We start from the raw sequence: 14,642 nt of genomic DNA, 5'->3' as shown, positions 1-14,642 counted from the left end.
TTTCTAAACCTTTCCTTCCCGCTAGACCCGACGCCGCTTCGGCGGACGGCAACCGTTGTGCGGCTGGGGGGTGACATCGGAGATGGTGCCGACTTCCAGGCCTGCGGCCTGAAGCGAACGAATAGCGGTCTCACGGCCGGAGCCTGGACCCTTGACGAACACGTCGACCTTCTTGACACCGTGTTCTTGCGCCTTGCGAGCAGCACTTTCGGCTGCAAGCTGGGCCGCGAACGGCGTGGACTTACGCGAGCCCTTGAAGCCCACGTGACCCGAGGACGCCCAGGAGATGACGTTGCCTGCGGGGTCGGTGATCGAGACGATCGTGTTGTTGAACGTGCTCTTGATGTGAGCAGATCCGTGCGGGACGTTCTTCTTGTCCCTGCGACGCGTCTTCTGTGTCTTCTTGGGACCTGTACCGCGTGCTTTAGGGGGCATTACTTCGCCTTCTTCTTGCCGGCAATGGTGCGCTTGGGGCCCTTGCGGGTGCGCGCATTGGTCTTGGTGCGCTGTCCTCGGACGGGCAGACCACGACGGTGGCGAAGGCCCTGGTAGCAGCCGATTTCGATCTTGCGACGAATGTCGGCCTGAACCTCGCGGCGCAGGTCGCCCTCGACCTTGAGGGACTCCTCGATGTACTCGCGGAGCTTGCCCAGATCTTCATCGGACAGGTCCTTGCTGCGAAGGTCGGGACTGACCCCTGTCGCAACCAGGATTTCCTTGGAACGGGTACGGCCAACGCCGTAAATGTATGTCAGTGCGATCTCCATGCGCTTTTCGCGCGGAAGATCCACACCTGCGAGACGTGCCATGTGGCAATCCTTTTCGTGTCCGGAGGTCTGCTCCCAGTCCGTCCCCTGTGCCTCTGTACTGCCGAAAACAGGTCCTTCTCGAAGCAACCGTCTTCTTAAAACTCAGTGGGGCCCCGGCCTCCGTGCCGGGGGTATGCCGCGACGCATGTGTCGCGGTTGGTGCTGGGAGGTCATCTTCTAGCTATGTGCCAAGCAGAAAGCGAAATGCTCGGTGGTTATCCCTGACGCTGCTTGTGACGCAGGTTGTCGCAGATCACCATGACTCGCCCGTTACGGCGAATCACCTTGCATTTTTCGCAGATCTTCTTGACGCTTGGATGAACCTTCACGTCGTTGATCTCCTGTGTGTAGCTCGTGCGCACCAGGCCGTTCGTAAAGAACGGCTCCGACACGTTCGAGCATGGTTCTCTTCGACCGGACCTGGCCGAAGAAGCTCTTACTTGTAGCGGTAAACGATGCGCCCACGCGTGAGGTCATATGGAGATAGCTCCACTACGACGCGATCCTCGGGAAGAATACGGATGTAGTGCTGCCGCATCTTTCCACTGATGTGTGCGAGTACTTTGTGGCCGTTCTCGAGCTCGATGCGAAACATCGCATTGGGCAAGGGTTCGACAACTCTGCCCTCTACCTCGATGGCGCCGTCTTTCTTTGCCATATCCTCCGCGTCCCTGGCTTTGTACACCTGGTTGATTGCATATGTGATTCGTCTACCGTGATGCTCGCGCCGCCGCCCAGCCGAAGCCGGCGACTCCAACCTTCAGAACCGGCAACATCCATTGCACGAGCAGCAATTTCTATCGTCTGAGCTGGCAGTATCGGCCGGTCGACCGTTCGCCAACTTGCGTAGGCATGCGAGCAACCGGCGCGCATGGCGCACCGTCGATCAATGTTACCGGCAAACCCTCACCAGGCCAAATGAGGTCAACCGCGAGTGAACGAAAGACGGGCAATTCGTCCACATGAGCGTTGATATGTCGCACACGAAACGCTGTGGAATCGAGATGCCGATCACCTGAGATCAGCTCGGCGAACGCCGAGCGACAGAACTACGACACCGCAGCCGAAACGTTTCAGGGGCGCAGAGTCAGGATCCGGGGACCATCGTCTGTGACCGCGACAGTGTGCTCCCAGTGCGCTGCTCGCGAGCCGTCGGTTGTTACGACTGTCCAGTCATCCGACAGGATCTCGGTCTCGTAGGTGCCGAGTGTGAGCATCGGCTCGATCGCCAAGGTCGACCCCACTACCAGCTCAGGCCCCTTACCCGGAGCACCCTCGTTCGCCAGGAACGGGTCCATGTGCATTTCACGACCGATGCCGTGACCGCCGTAACCGTCGACAATTCCATAAGCGCGACCGTGAGCCTCTTCCGCCGCACGTGTTCCGTTTTCAATAGCATGCGAAATGTCGGTGAGCCGATTGCCTGGGAGCATCGCCGCAATTCCAGCTTCCATCGACAGCCGCGTCGCTTCGCTGAGCAACGCGTCTGCCTCGATGATGTCTCCGATACCGAACGTCCACGCCGAGTCCCCGTGCCAACCATCGAGAACTGCACCGCAGTCGATCGAGATCAGATCTCCGACAACGAGGATGTCCTCGGCCGACGGGATTCCGTGCACGACTCGGTCATTGACTGACGAGCAGATGCTTCCGGTGAACCCGTGGTATCCCAGAAAGGAAGGGACCGCACCGGCGTCGCGAATGACGGCCTCGGCCACCCTGTCCAATTCGAGGGTCGACACTCCAGGCTTGGCCGCATCACGCACGGCTACCAGCGCAGAACCGACGATCAGCCCAGCTGCAGCCATGGCGTCCAACTCGCCCGCGCTGCGAAACGGCACTACCTTGCGTTTACGACCGAAAGCCATCAGTTGTCGAGATCCTCTATCGCCTTCAACGCGCGTGCGCTGACTTCTTCGACCTCACCGATTGCATCGACAGTAAGGATCCGATCTTTGTAGTAGTCGAGCAGAGGCGCAGTCTCATCGCGGTAGACCTTGAGCCGGTTGCGGATGACGTCCTCTTTGTCGTCGGCGCGCCCACGCGAGAGCATGCGAGCAACTACGACGTCCTCGTCGACGATGAACGACAACACGCCATCGAGCTTTGCGCCCATATCGGCGAGGATAGTGACGAGTGACTCTGCTTGACCTACCGAGCGCGGGAATCCGTCGAGAAGAAAGCCGTTGACGGCGTCTGGTTCGGCCAAGCGACTACGAACCATATCGACGGTCAGTTCGCTCGGTACGAGATCTCCAGCATCGAGGTACTTCTTTGCCTCGATCCCGAGGGCGGTCTTCTCGCCGATGTTTGCGCGAAATAGATCGCCCGTCGAAATGTGCGGTACACCCAGCTTCTCGGAAAGAATCTCGGCTTGGGTGCCCTTGCCGGCACCGGGAGGACCAAGAAGAACAAGTCTCACTTGAGGAACCCTTCGTAGTTGCGCTGCATCAGCTGACTTTCGATCTGCTTCACCGTATCGAGACCCACGCTGACCATGATCAGCACAGCGGTGCCACCGAACGGCAGGTTTTGCGCACCGCCCGAGCTCCCGATGTCGAGGAACAGGTTGGGCAGCACGGCAATGGTGCCCAGGTAGATAGCACCCGGCAACGTGATGCGGCTGAGCACGTAGTTCAGGTAGTCGGCGGTCGGCTTACCCGGTCGAATACCCGGGATGAAACCACCGAACTTCTTCATCTCATCCGCGCGTTCCTCTGGATTGAACGTGATCGCGACGTAAAAATAAGTGAAGAAGACAATGAGTCCGAAGTAGATGGCGATGTAGACCGGATTAGCCGGGTTGACCAGGTACTCGTTGATGATTCGCTGCCACCAACTAGGGTCCGTCGCCGTACTGGCAGAGGTGAGCTGCGCGATCAGGTTGGGCAGGTACAGCAGCGACGACGCGAAGATCACCGGGATGACACCAGCCTGGTTGACCTTCAACGGAAGATACGTCGATGATCCGCCGTACATCTTTCGGCCGACCATCCGCTTGGCGTACTGCACCGGAATTCGACGCTGCCCCTGCTCGACGAACACAACGCCGGCGATGATGAGTAGTGCGGCAACGCACACCAGGCCGAACACAAGGCCGCCGCGGCTGTCCAGGATGGACTTGCCTTCGGACGGGATGCGCGAGGCGATGCCTGCGAAGATCAGCAGCGACATGCCGTTTCCGACTCCGCGCTCGGTGATTACCTCGCCGAACCACATCACTACCGCAGCACCTGCGGTCATGACGAGGACGATGATGATCAGACCGAAAATGCTCTGGTCGGCGATGATGTCCTGTTGACAGCCCTGGAGTAGTTGACCGCGGGACGCGAGAGCCACCAGCCCGGTCGCCTGCAGGATCGCCAAGGCGATCGACAGGTAACGCGTGTACTGGGTCATCTTCGCTTGGCCCGACTGGCCCTCCTTGCGGAGTTCCTCGAACTTGGGGATGACGACGGTCAACAACTGCACGATGATGCTCGCCGTGATGTACGGCATGATGCCGATTGCAAACACGGACAGCTGTAGCAGCGCGCCACCGGAGAACAGGTTGATCAGCGAGTAGATGCCGGCTTGATCGCCGCCTGATACCTCATCGATACACGCCTTGACGTTGGCGTAATCCACGCCTGGGGATGGGAGCGTAGCGCCGAAGCGATACAGGGCAACCAACCCGAGGGTGAAAAGGATCTTCCGTCTCAGGTCAGGAGTCCTGAGGGCCGACACGAAGGCGGAAAGCAAAGATCCTCCTGGCACGACTGCGTTGGTGGTCGGTGTCTGCGGTGCCGTTACCGGCCTCGGCGACACTCGACCATGGACTGCGAACGATAGGAATCGTCTGCATGGAAAAGCACTTCCGTGAACTCTAGAACTCTAACAGTGTGCAGCAATCGACCTATCGGTCAGTCGCCGCCCCACCCTGCCGGACAGTGTAGAGATACCGGTGAGGCAGCGATGGCCGCAGCGTTGGCCTGTGAAGGCTTGTCGCTGCGGCCATCGACACACGATGCGCTCACTCGACCAAGGTCGAATGTGGCTAGACCTCGGTTACAGAACCGCCGGCAGCGGCGATCTTTTCCTTGGCCGAACCCGTGAACTTATTGGCGGAGACATCGACCTTGACCGATATCGTGCCGTCGCCGAGCACCTTGACGGGCTCGTTCTTACGGACTGCGCCCTTGGCAATCAGATCAGCGACGCTGACCTGGCCACCCTCGGGGAAGAGCCGCTCGATGTCGCGAAGGTTTACAACCTGGAACACGACGCGGTTGGGGTTGGTGAAGCCCTTGAGCTTCGGAAGCCGCATCTGGAGAGGCATCTGCCCACCCTCGAAGCGTGCCGGCACATTCTTGCGCGCGCCGGTTCCCTTGGTACCGCGACCTGCGGTCTTGCCGCGCTTGCCGCCTTCACCACGGCCGACGCGAATCTTCGTCGACTTGGATCCGGGCGCTGGGCGCAGGTGATGGAGTTTGATGGTCATGGTTAGACCTCCTCAACTGTTACGAGGTGGCGCACCTTGTTGACCAGACCGCGATTTTGCGAGTTGTCCTCGCGGAGCACCGTCTGGCGAATGCCTTTGAGTCCGAGAGTCCGCAAGGTGTCACGCTGTGTCGCGCGCTGGCCGATGGTGCTTCTGATCTGGGTGACCTTGAGCTGCGCCATTACTTGACCGCTCCTGCCTGTGCACGTGCACGCAGCATCCCGGCGGGTGCAACCTCTTCGAGGGTCAGACCGCGGCGAGCCGCGACTTCCTCGGGACGCTGCAGACCCTTGAGTGCTGCGACGGTGGCGTGCACGACGTTGATGGCGTTGTCGCTACCGAGCGACTTCGACAACACGTCGTGAATACCAGCGCACTCCAGGACGGCGCGAACTGCACCGCCGGCGATGACGCCGGTACCTGGGCTGGCCGGACGCAGCATTACGACACCAGCCGCAGCTTCGCCCTGAATCGGGTGCGTGATGGTGCCAGCGATCATCGGAACGCGGAAGAAGCTCTTGCGAGCTTCCTCGACACCCTTCTGGATCGCCGCAGGAACTTCCTTGGCCTTGCCGTAGCCGACGCCGACCAAACCGTTGCCGTCTCCGACGATGACGAGGGCGGTGAAGCTGAAGCGACGACCACCCTTGACCACCTTGGAGACGCGGTTGATGGCAACCACGCGCTCGATGAAGTTCGACTTGTCGGCAGCGTTTCCGCCGCGCGAGTTGTCACGACGGTCACGACCACCGCGGTTGTCACCGCGCTGGCTGTTGTCACCGCCGGCTGCGTTCGGGCCACTGTTCTGTCCGGCGGGGCCGCTTCCGCCGTCACGCCGTTGACGTCCCGGCATCAGGCTGTCCTTCCGTTTTCGGTCATTGTCATCATCAGAACGTCAACCCGCCTTCGCGAGCCGCTTCTGCCAGGGCCGCGATGCGGCCGCTGTAGCTGTTTCCACCGCGGTCGAACACGACAGCGTCGATTCCGGCAGCCTTCGCACGGCTGGCGATGAGCTCGCCCACCTTGGCGCTGACAGCCTTCTTGTCGCCATCGAGTGCACGCACGTCGGCTTCGATGCTCGAGGCGCTCGCGAGCGTACGGCCCGCAAGATCGTCGACCAGCTGGACGTGAATGTGACGCGAAGAACGGTTGACGACCAAGCGAGGACGCTCGGGCGTTCCGGAGATCTTCTTCCGAAGGCGGAAATGACGGCGTGCCTTCGACAGGCGACGCTTCGTCGACACGTCCGTGCCGCGCGGAGTGCGCTTCACGACGTTCGCTTTGTCTGCTGTTTGCTGGCTCATATCACTTACCCGTCTTCCCGACCTTGCGGCGGATAACTTCACCCTCGTAGCGGATGCCCTTACCCTTGTACGGGTCGGGGCGCCGCAGACGACGGACGTTGGCCGCGATCTGGCCGACCTTCTGCTTATCGATGCCGATGATGGTGAATCGCGTGGGCGACTCGACCGTGAACGTGATGCCCTCAGGTGCTTCGATCAGCACGGGGTGGCTGTAACCGAGCGCGAACTCGAGGTCCTTGCCCTTCACCACAACGCGGTAGCCGACGCCGTGGATCTCCATCTTGGTGGTGTAACCGTTGGTGACACCGGTGATGAGGTTTGCGACGAGGGTGCGCGAAAGGCCATGCAGTGAGCGACTACGACGCTCGTCGTCCGGACGGGTGACAGCGAGAGTGCCATCTTCCGACCGGGCAATCTGGATGGGTTCGGCGATCGTCAACTCGAGGGCACCCTTGGGGCCCTTGACCGCGATGTTCTGCCCGTCGATCGTGATGTCAACGCCCGCGGGGACCGTGACCGGCAATTTTCCAATACGTGACATGGTGGTGGCCTCCCCTACCAGACGTAGGCGAGGACTTCTCCGCCCACACCCTGCTTGGCCGCCTGACGCTCCGTAAGCAAGCCTGTGGACGTGGAGATGATCGCCACGCCCAGGCCGCCGAGAACCTTGGGCAGATTGGTGGATTTTGCGTATACGCGAAGACCGGGCTTCGAGATACGACGGATGCCTGCGAGGCTGCGCTCGCGGCTGGGTCCGTATTTGAGGTCGACGATGAGGGTCTTGCCCACCTCGGCGTCCTCAGTGCGGAAATCTGCGATGTAGCCCTCGCGCTTGAGGATGTCGGCGATATTCGCCTTCAACTTCGAGTGGGGAAGCTTCACCTCGTCGTGGTACGCCGAATTGGCGTTGCGCAGACGGGTCAAGAAGTCTGCAATTGGATCGGTCATCGTCATGGTGTGACCTGTGCACCTTTCTCGTAGCGGTTCCCATGCAGCACGCGCGAGCTGGTGCCCCGTACAGGGCCTGACTCGTCACATCGTGGGCCTACAGCGAAGTGAACATGTCCTGACCGACTGTTGCCGGTCAGGGGTTGCGCTCCCGGCAATGCACGAGTCGATGGCACATCCGATGCGCGCACGTGCACTGTCGAGTGTCTCTAGCAACATGCTGGAAACTCGAGCTGCTCGGGCCGTGTGCAGACACGACGGGACCCGGGCAACCGGTTAAGTGTAGACACGTGAGCTTCCAATTCCAAATCGAGCCGACGTGTCACTCGATGATGCGGTCCCGGAGATGCCTACTGCTGGGTAAACAGAAAATGGGTGTGGGTTCCTGAAACGGAACCCACACCCATCGACGTGGTCGAACGAGGCCCGAGGGCCTCAGATCACCAGGAGCTCTTGCGAACGCCGGGAAGTTCTCCTGCGTGTGCCATTTCGCGGACACAAATTCGGCACAGGCCGAACTTGCGGAATACTGCGCGGGGACGGCCGCAGCGGTTGCAACGTGTGTAACCTTGCACCGCGAACTTCGGCTTCTTGTTGGCCTTGTTGACCAATGCCTTCTTCGCCATGGACTCAGTTCTCCTTGAACGGGAAGCCGAGGTGCTTGAGCAACGCACGGCCTTCTTCGTTGTTGGTTGCGGTGGTCACCACGGTGATGTCCATGCCGCGCGGACGATCGATCTGGTCCACGTCGATCTCATGGAACATCGACTGCTCGTTGAGGCCGAACGTGTAGTTTCCGTTGCCATCGAACTGCGTGCCGGAGAGGCCGCGGAAGTCCCTGATACGGGGAAGGGCAATGGAGGTCAACCGGTCCAGGAATTCCCACATGCGGTCGCCACGAAGTGTGACGCGGGCGCCGATGGGCATGCCTTCGCGGAGCTTGAACTGAGCAATTGACTTGCGAGCCTTGCGGATCTCCGGCTTCTGACCGGTGATCGCTGCGAGGTCGGCAACTGCACCGTTGATCAGCTTGGCGTCACGGGCGGCGTCGCCGACGCCCATGTTGACGACGACCTTGACGACACCGGGGATCTGCATGACGTTCTCGTATGCAAACTCGGTGTTCAGGGCGTCTTTGATCTCGGCGCGGTAGCGCGCCTTGAGGCGGGGCTGTACGCCCGCGGTGTTCTCAGTGGTAGTCATCTCAGATGTCCTTCCCGTTTTTCCGGGAAATCCGAACGCGCTTGCCGGTCTCCTCGTCGGTCCGGTAACCCACACGCGTCGGGTTTCCGTCCGAATCGACTACTGCAACGTTCGATACGTGGATCGGGGCTTCCTGTGTGACGATGCCGCCCGAAGACGCGCCACGCTGGTTGGAGGAAACCGCAGTGTGCTTCTTGATGCGGTTGACGCCCTCGACGAGAACCTTGTCATTGTCCGGGTAGGACTGAATGACCTTGCCCTTCGCGCCTTTGTCCTTGCCTGCGATCACGAGAACGGTGTCGCCCTTGTGCACCTTCATTTACAGCACCTCCGGGGCGAGCGAAACGATCTTCATGAACTTCTTCTCGCGCAGCTCGCGGCCGACCGGGCCGAAGATGCGGGTTCCACGGGGATCGTTGTCCGGCTTGATCAGCACGGCAGCGTTCTCGTCGAAACGGATGTACGAGCCATCCGGACGGCGGCGCTCCTTGACGGTGCGGACGATGACGGCCTTGACGATCTCGCCCTTTTTGATGTTTCCACCGGGAATGGCATCTTTCACCGTAGCTACGATGATGTCGCCGATTCCGGCGTAGCGACGTGACGAGCCACCGAGAACGCGGATGCAAAGGATTTCCTTCGCGCCCGTGTTGTCAGCGACGCGTACTCGCGACTCCTGCTGAATCACTAACTTCTCCTAGACCTGGATTTACTTACGCGCCGGATTTCCGTCCCGACGCGCGCGGTCGGCTGCCAGAACGGCAGTGGCACGAAGACACACTGCTGCCTCGGGCAACCGGTCAAGTGTAGGGGAAACAGCTGAAGGAGTCCAAATCGGTGAACCCGAAAGAGGCAGCTGGATGCGAGAAGAGAAACGGACCACCGGTATGGTTTCTCGATGTGTATGCGCAGCGCAGGAGGGAACCGGTGACTGTGGCATGACAATTGGACACGTCGACACGTGGGGTCTCCCCCTCGATCGAGCCGTATGCCTCGTGGGCGCACCCGGAGATGCGATCGCGGTCGCGCTCGAGGATCTGTCGGACACGGCCGCTGCCTTGATTCGCGTTCATGTCGGGCCGAGGGACCGTCAGGCCGCTGTGATCGAGCAGGTGCTCTCGGCGCTGACTACGATCGCGATCGAACTGTTCCCTGCGTGGTTGCCCGACGCATCGTCGATCACCGGTTGCAGCTCGCTGGATTTCGCGGCGGTTCGGATCCACGCGCGTCGGCTGGCCGCGACGAGCGATCACTACGGCCCGTTCCTGGCGGATCTCGCCGAACGATCCCTCGGCAACAAAAACAAAGTAGTGGGACGTCAGTTCTCCGACGCCGAGGTGGCGGAAGGGTTGGCCGGCATCCTCGGTGCCAGTTGGCAACGTGCGCAGGTCGCGCTTCTGTTGGATTCGGACGAGCTGTCATCGATGCAGCAGCGTGCCCTCGCGGCTGCGTCGGAGTGGCTGGCCGCCCGCGGGTTCGCCGTATGGCTCGTCGACAATCCAGTGCCCACCGTCGACCGACTGTCCAGCGTGTTCGTGACGTTGCCACGGGAACTACTCGAAGTGGAAGACACCGGCCAGCGCTCTCGAACGAGGCCCGCGGTCGAGTATTGGGCCGTCGCTGGAAGGCCTCACCCGGGCAGCGACGTCGAGAAGAGCGTCGACCGAGAGCTTTCCAAGCGTTCGTGGGCCACGAATCGGCGACTCAATCACCCTTTCCAGTACAACGACATCGCGCAGAAGTACTTCCTCGACATCGTGTGGCTCGAAGACTTGTTCGCCGTCGAGTTGGACGGCCACGAACATCGGTCTGTATGGAGTAAAGCCAAGGACGACAAGCGTGACGAGATTCTTCGTGGCGTGGGCTTCGAGGTCCTGCGGATTCCCAACGAGCGAGTACATGCAGACGTATGGCAGGTTGTCGACGAGATACAGGCTGCGCTGTACCGCCACCGCATCATCCGAGACTCCGATCCGAACATACTTACTGCCACGAAAGAAGGATCACACCAGTGACAACCGAGCTGACATTCGTCGAACGGACAACACTGCTCGTATTGATGGCGGAATCTCGGCCACTGAAGCTCACGGAGCTGAAGGCCCTCGGCTCCGAACTGAGCGCGAAGTCACGGGACAAGCTGCTCGGAGCCCAACTGATCGGGGTCGAGAAGGTCGGCCGCGGAATAGTTGTCGACCTCACGGACACGGGATGGGCCCGCGGAAGCCAGGAGTTCGGCGCTCCCACCCCGTCACAGGCAAGCCGCAGTGGCGGCAAGACTTTGTACACACTGCTGCGCGCAATGCGGCGATACTTCGATCGCGTCGGGATCGAACCCAACGAGGTGTTCCTGCCCGCTACAGCGGGCACGACCCAGAAGCACGCCAGCATCGATCCCGAAAGCCTGGTTCGCGACAGTTATCACCGCCTTGCCAGTGAGCCGCGTGCATGGGTCTCGCTGACGCGACTTCGCGTGGCTCTGCCGGCCATGGATCGATCGGTGCTGGACGCGGCTCTGAGTTCGCTCTACCGTGCCCAGAAGATCAACCTGATTCCCGAAGCCAACCAGGCGACCTTGACCGATGACGACCGCACAGCAGCACTCCATATCGGCGGTCAGTCGCGTCACATGATGAAGATCGACCGCTGATGGCCATGGACGCCGAGCAGTACGCAGCACTCTCCTCCATTCAACTGACCTGGGCCCCCACTCCCGACGACGTCTGGCGCACGAACGAACTTCACGTCGGTGGAATGAACGAGAGCTCACTGAGCAGTGTCATGCGATCGTTCGACGAAGCCGACAAGCGATCGACCTCGAAGCCATTGGGAGTGGTGATCCAGGGCGCCGCCGGGTCGGGAAAAACTCACATGTTGGGCCAGGTTCGTGAGAAGGTTCAAAGCGCCGGCGGATACTTCTTCTTGATCGAATTGCTCGACGAGAAGGTCTTCTGGGACTCGGTCCTTCACGGAATACTCACCGACATCGAAAGACCGACACCAGGTTTCGACAGCCAACTCGAGAAGCTGCTCTGGGATCTCGGCACCGACGTCGGACTCGGCCGCATGGAATGCCGAGCTCTGCAGGGCGAGCGCACCGTCAGCCCCGAGCTGATAACGCAGTTCATCGATCGACTGCGTCGCAAGTACCCGGACCTCAAACAAGCGCGTCACACACTGCGGGCACTGGTATTGGCAGCGAGCGCTGACTTCGACCTGCAGGATCTGGGCGACGCGTTCCTGCGGTCGAACGATGCACTCGACCACGAACAGCGGACGTACTGGGGTCTCCCCAATGCCGTGCTGACCTCACAGCAAGTGGCCGTCGATATTTCGTGGCTGCTTTCGCTGAGCGCTCCCACTGTTGTTGCTGTCGATCAGATCGACACCCTCATAGCGCAGTCGCGTATGCAGAGCGACCCGAAAGGGGTCTTCACTACAGAACAGGGCACCCAGCTCGACAGTATCGCTCACGGCCTGATGGGGTTGCGGCAGAACCTCGTTCGCACCGTAGCGGTCATTTCACTACTACCCAGCGCTTGGACTTTCATCGCTGACAACACGGTCGAGTCGGTCAAAGACCGCTTCCACGTGGCCGAATCGCTGCATCAGATTCCGACGAGAGAGATCGGCGTCGAAATCGTCGCCAAACGCTTCGCCGCCCGATACGAAGAGGCTGGATTCACTCCTCCACATCCGACGTGGCCCGTCGCGCCCGAAGCATTCGACGATGTGAATCTCTACAATCCGCGGACTCTGCTGCGCATCGTGGATGATCACATCCAAAATTGCCTACGCAACAACGACATCACCGAACTTGAAACCCTGAACCCAGCCGTCACGCCGCCGGCAACGCCACCTCCTCCCCCAGGCGATTTCGCAAAACTCGATGCCCGATTCGCGGAGCTGCTCGCCGTAGCCGATCTCTCGGCACTCGACGCCGACGACGAGGACGACACTGTGCCTTCACTGCTCGGTGCTGGACTCGACGCCTGGATCACCGAAACCGGCACGGTAGAGCACAAGTTCACTCGCGACGCCGAACCCGGGCGCAAACCGTCCCTTCACGGGCGGGTACGGCGAGTCCTGGATGACGTCACGGACGATCAAGAGCACTGGGGATTCCGCGCGATTGCCGCTACCCATCCGATCTCCGTCCAAAATAGGATCCAAAAGGCATGCACTGCTGCTGGATTGACGCAGGGGACCGACAAGCGACGACTGGTGATCCTCCGGTCTGCACCCTGGCCGAGTGGGCCCAAGACCGCAAAAACGGTGCAAGCATTCGAGGATGCGGGCGGAATCGTCGTCTCGTTCACCGAAAGCGATGTCCTCGCGCTGTCCGCGTTGAAAGCCCTCGCCTCCGAGAAGGACGAGAACCTGCAGGCGTGGCTGGTTGCCAGGCAGCCCGCTCACAAGATCGCCCTGTTCCGCGATGTACTTCCGGCGACGCCGGTTCTCGACGAAGCAGCTGTAGCAACTACGGTCGTTCGCCCACCGGCTACCGAGCCCGGCCTGTTTACCGCCACTGATGCGCGAAGCGGAGAACAGGCTCCGGCACCGGCCGTGTCGGGGCCACCAGCGCAGCCGCTTTCGGACACGGCGATTCCACTGGGAACACCGACAGAAGGTGGTCCCGAGGTCAGTGTCGAACTGGAGACACTGCGTAAGCACACCGCCATCTTCGCCGGTTCCGGTTCTGGCAAAACGGTTCTCATCCGTCGCCTTCTCGAGGAGTGCGCACTCAAAGGCGTCTCGGCAATCGTGCTCGATCCCAACAACGACCTGTCGAGACTGGGCGTCGAGTGGCCCAGCGATGCTCGCACTTGGACGGGTGACGACGAAGCCAAGGCCTCGGACTACTTCTCCAACAGCGAGGTGGTCGTATGGACACCTCGCCGTAGTGCCGGTCGAGCGTTGAGTTTTCAGCCTTTGCCGAATTTTGCGGAGGTCATCGACGATCCCGACGAGTTCGACTCCGCTGTGGAGAGTGCCTTGTCGTCGTTGGCTCCGCAGGCAATGGCAGTAGGCGGAACGGCCAAGAGTCGACAGATGATGGCAGTACTTCGTCAAGCGCTGGTCGACTTCGGCCACCGCTCTCAGGGAAACCTGGAAGATTTCATCGACCTCCTCGAGAACTTCCCGGACGGTGCCAGCACCCTCAAGAACGGTGTGAAGATTGCTGCCGACCTCGCAGAGAACTTGAAAGCGTCCACGACCACCGATCCCCTATTCGGTGGTGCGGGGTCATCGGCGGATCCGGGGATGCTGCTCACTCCCAGCACAGGCAAGGGCGCGCGAATCTCGGTCATCAACATGTCAGGGCTGACGACGGCATCGCAAAAGGAGAACTTCGTCAATCAGCTGCAGATGGCGCTGTTCGCATGGATCAAGAAGAACCCGGCCGGCGATAGGCCTCTCGGTGGGTTGTTCGTGCTCGACGAGGCTCAGAACTTCGCCCCGTCGGACCGAATGACGATCTGCCTCCACAGCACTCTTGCGCTGGTGTCGCAGGCCAGGAAGTACGGATTGGGGATGGTCTTCGCGACCCAGGCACCGAAGGGTCTCAACAACAAGATTCCCGGAAACTGTGGCACACAGTTCTACGGTCGCCTCAACGCACCGGTACAAATCGAGGCTGCCAAGGAAGTTGCGCGGGTAAAGGGCGGCACAATCCCCGACATCGGCAAACTTCCCGCCGGCGAGTTCTATGCGGCGGTCGAGGAATCCTCGTTCGTACGCACCAGAACCAGGCTGTGCCTGTCGTATCACCCGAAGAGTCCACCGACCGAAGAGGAGGTCATCCTCTTGGCACGAGGATGAGGCAGTCGGACCGGTTGCGCTGAAAACGTCAGCCCACGAAGACAACAGTGCCGTTGTGCGCGGCCTACCGTGAATCCG

Annotated in this window: 20 protein-coding genes; 3 read left to right on the top strand and 17 right to left on the bottom strand. The window is 60.8% G+C overall.

Translation table 11 applies throughout. The annotated features are described in order from the left end of the window. Positions 1–21: 21 nt before the first annotated feature. From rpsK to rplN, 17 genes are all read right to left on the bottom strand, one after another. Positions 22–435: a 30S ribosomal protein S11 gene (rpsK, locus tag O1W68_RS09240; RefSeq protein ID WP_084348465.1), complete on the bottom strand. Its 414-nt coding sequence runs from the start codon at positions 433–435 to the stop codon at positions 22–24. After that, positions 435–809 carry a 30S ribosomal protein S13 gene (gene rpsM, locus O1W68_RS09235; RefSeq protein WP_269302974.1) on the bottom strand — a complete coding sequence of 125 codons (375 nt, stop codon included), beginning with the start codon at positions 807–809 and terminating at the stop codon, positions 435–437. Before rpsM ends, rpsK begins: the two co-directional genes overlap by 1 nt. Before the next feature lie 215 nt (positions 810–1,024). Then, complete coding sequence (gene rpmJ / locus O1W68_RS09230; protein WP_136172438.1) at positions 1,025–1,138, bottom strand: 50S ribosomal protein L36; 114 nt, start codon at positions 1,136–1,138, stop codon at positions 1,025–1,027. A gap of 107 nt (positions 1,139–1,245) precedes the next feature. Beyond that, positions 1,246–1,467, bottom strand: a complete 222-nt coding sequence (gene infA, locus O1W68_RS09225; RefSeq protein WP_005140011.1) for a translation initiation factor IF-1 — start codon at positions 1,465–1,467, stop codon at positions 1,246–1,248. 415 nt (positions 1,468–1,882) lie between these two features. Further along, complete coding sequence (map, locus tag O1W68_RS09220) at positions 1,883–2,677, bottom strand: type I methionyl aminopeptidase (RefSeq protein WP_269302971.1); 795 nt, start codon at positions 2,675–2,677, stop codon at positions 1,883–1,885. Further along, positions 2,677–3,231, bottom strand: a complete 555-nt coding sequence (locus O1W68_RS09215) for an adenylate kinase (protein ID WP_186627021.1) — start codon at positions 3,229–3,231, stop codon at positions 2,677–2,679. The genes map and O1W68_RS09215 overlap by 1 nt, the downstream gene beginning before the upstream one ends. Then, positions 3,228–4,550: a preprotein translocase subunit SecY gene (gene secY, locus O1W68_RS09210; protein WP_186627185.1), complete on the bottom strand. Its 1,323-nt coding sequence runs from the start codon at positions 4,548–4,550 to the stop codon at positions 3,228–3,230. The genes O1W68_RS09215 and secY overlap by 4 nt, the downstream gene beginning before the upstream one ends. A gap of 295 nt (positions 4,551–4,845) precedes the next feature. Then, positions 4,846–5,289 carry a 50S ribosomal protein L15 gene (gene rplO / locus O1W68_RS09205; RefSeq protein WP_269302968.1) on the bottom strand — a complete coding sequence of 148 codons (444 nt, stop codon included), beginning with the start codon at positions 5,287–5,289 and terminating at the stop codon, positions 4,846–4,848. Between the two features lie 2 nt (positions 5,290–5,291). Continuing rightward, complete coding sequence (rpmD, locus tag O1W68_RS09200; protein WP_084348471.1) at positions 5,292–5,471, bottom strand: 50S ribosomal protein L30; 180 nt, start codon at positions 5,469–5,471, stop codon at positions 5,292–5,294. Then, positions 5,471–6,142 carry a 30S ribosomal protein S5 gene (rpsE, locus tag O1W68_RS09195; protein WP_269302965.1) on the bottom strand — a complete coding sequence of 224 codons (672 nt, stop codon included), beginning with the start codon at positions 6,140–6,142 and terminating at the stop codon, positions 5,471–5,473. The genes rpmD and rpsE overlap by 1 nt, the downstream gene beginning before the upstream one ends. 34 nt (positions 6,143–6,176) lie before the next feature. Beyond that, positions 6,177–6,593, bottom strand: coding sequence for a 50S ribosomal protein L18 (rplR, locus tag O1W68_RS09190; protein WP_088943008.1), 417 nt, complete (start codon positions 6,591–6,593; stop codon positions 6,177–6,179). A gap of 1 nt (position 6,594) precedes the next feature. After that, positions 6,595–7,134, bottom strand: a complete 540-nt coding sequence (gene rplF, locus O1W68_RS09185; RefSeq protein WP_269302963.1) for a 50S ribosomal protein L6 — start codon at positions 7,132–7,134, stop codon at positions 6,595–6,597. A gap of 14 nt (positions 7,135–7,148) precedes the next feature. Next, the gene (gene rpsH / locus O1W68_RS09180) at positions 7,149–7,547 is read right to left on the bottom strand and encodes a 30S ribosomal protein S8 (RefSeq protein WP_084348475.1); all 399 of its coding nucleotides are present in this window, start codon (positions 7,545–7,547) and stop codon (positions 7,149–7,151) included. Between the two features lie 434 nt (positions 7,548–7,981). Next, complete coding sequence (locus O1W68_RS09175) at positions 7,982–8,167, bottom strand: type Z 30S ribosomal protein S14 (RefSeq protein WP_084348476.1); 186 nt, start codon at positions 8,165–8,167, stop codon at positions 7,982–7,984. A gap of 4 nt (positions 8,168–8,171) precedes the next feature. Beyond that, on the bottom strand, positions 8,172–8,744 hold the full coding sequence (rplE, locus tag O1W68_RS09170) for a 50S ribosomal protein L5 (RefSeq protein ID WP_084348477.1): 573 nt from the start codon (positions 8,742–8,744) through the stop codon (positions 8,172–8,174). A 1-nt stretch (position 8,745) separates the two neighbouring features. Then, positions 8,746–9,063, bottom strand: coding sequence for a 50S ribosomal protein L24 (gene rplX, locus O1W68_RS09165; RefSeq protein ID WP_084348478.1), 318 nt, complete (start codon positions 9,061–9,063; stop codon positions 8,746–8,748). Next, entirely contained in the window at positions 9,064–9,432 is a 369-nt protein-coding gene (gene rplN, locus O1W68_RS09160; RefSeq protein ID WP_084348479.1) for a 50S ribosomal protein L14, read from the bottom strand. It abuts the gene before it with no gap. A gap of 250 nt (positions 9,433–9,682) precedes the next feature. Between rplN and O1W68_RS09155 the strand changes: the two genes are divergently transcribed. The 3 genes from O1W68_RS09155 to O1W68_RS09145 are packed head-to-tail and all read left to right on the top strand — an operon-like array spanning position 9,683 to position 14,564. Continuing rightward, on the top strand, positions 9,683–10,759 hold the full coding sequence (locus O1W68_RS09155) for a DUF559 domain-containing protein (RefSeq protein WP_269302959.1): 1,077 nt from the start codon (positions 9,683–9,685) through the stop codon (positions 10,757–10,759). Further along, the gene (locus O1W68_RS09150; protein ID WP_269302958.1) at positions 10,756–11,391 is read left to right on the top strand and encodes a hypothetical protein; all 636 of its coding nucleotides are present in this window, start codon (positions 10,756–10,758) and stop codon (positions 11,389–11,391) included. The genes O1W68_RS09155 and O1W68_RS09150 overlap by 4 nt, the downstream gene beginning before the upstream one ends. After that, positions 11,391–14,564, top strand: coding sequence for a helicase HerA domain-containing protein (locus O1W68_RS09145; protein WP_331283582.1), 3,174 nt, complete (start codon positions 11,391–11,393; stop codon positions 14,562–14,564). The genes O1W68_RS09150 and O1W68_RS09145 overlap by 1 nt, the downstream gene beginning before the upstream one ends. Positions 14,565–14,642: the final 78 nt, after the last annotated feature.

Source organism: Rhodococcus sp. H36-A4 (assembly GCF_027158005.1).
Classification (GTDB): Bacteria; Actinomycetota; Actinomycetes; order Mycobacteriales; family Mycobacteriaceae; genus Rhodococcoides.
Note: the sequence above shows the minus strand (reverse complement) of the source record. Positions and strands in the feature narration are given on the sequence as shown.

Excerpts from the sequence above, each read along its gene's own strand:
- rpsK (WP_084348465.1), bottom strand. The coding sequence starts at position 435 with ATGCCCCCTAAAGCACGCGGTACAGGTCCCAAGAAGACACAGAAGACG.
- rpsM (WP_269302974.1), bottom strand. The coding sequence starts at position 809 with ATGGCACGTCTCGCAGGTGTGGATCTTCCGCGCGAAAAGCGCATGGAG.
- infA (WP_005140011.1), bottom strand. The coding sequence starts at position 1,467 with ATGGCAAAGAAAGACGGCGCCATCGAGGTAGAGGGCAGAGTTGTCGAA.
- map (WP_269302971.1), bottom strand. The coding sequence starts at position 2,677 with ATGGCTTTCGGTCGTAAACGCAAGGTAGTGCCGTTTCGCAGCGCGGGC.
- rplO (WP_269302968.1), bottom strand. The coding sequence starts at position 5,289 with ATGACCATCAAACTCCATCACCTGCGCCCAGCGCCCGGATCCAAGTCG.
- rpmD (WP_084348471.1), bottom strand. The coding sequence starts at position 5,471 with ATGGCGCAGCTCAAGGTCACCCAGATCAGAAGCACCATCGGCCAGCGC.
- rpsE (WP_269302965.1), bottom strand. The coding sequence starts at position 6,142 with ATGCCGGGACGTCAACGGCGTGACGGCGGAAGCGGCCCCGCCGGACAG.
- rplR (WP_088943008.1), bottom strand. The coding sequence starts at position 6,593 with ATGAGCCAGCAAACAGCAGACAAAGCGAACGTCGTGAAGCGCACTCCG.
- rplF (WP_269302963.1), bottom strand. The coding sequence starts at position 7,134 with ATGTCACGTATTGGAAAATTGCCGGTCACGGTCCCCGCGGGCGTTGAC.
- rpsH (WP_084348475.1), bottom strand. The coding sequence starts at position 7,547 with ATGACGATGACCGATCCAATTGCAGACTTCTTGACCCGTCTGCGCAAC.
- O1W68_RS09175 (WP_084348476.1), bottom strand. The coding sequence starts at position 8,167 with ATGGCGAAGAAGGCATTGGTCAACAAGGCCAACAAGAAGCCGAAGTTC.
- rplE (WP_084348477.1), bottom strand. The coding sequence starts at position 8,744 with ATGACTACCACTGAGAACACCGCGGGCGTACAGCCCCGCCTCAAGGCG.
- rplX (WP_084348478.1), bottom strand. The coding sequence starts at position 9,063 with ATGAAGGTGCACAAGGGCGACACCGTTCTCGTGATCGCAGGCAAGGAC.
- O1W68_RS09155 (WP_269302959.1), top strand. The coding sequence starts at position 9,683 with ATGACAATTGGACACGTCGACACGTGGGGTCTCCCCCTCGATCGAGCC.
- O1W68_RS09145 (WP_331283582.1), top strand. The coding sequence starts at position 11,391 with ATGGCCATGGACGCCGAGCAGTACGCAGCACTCTCCTCCATTCAACTG.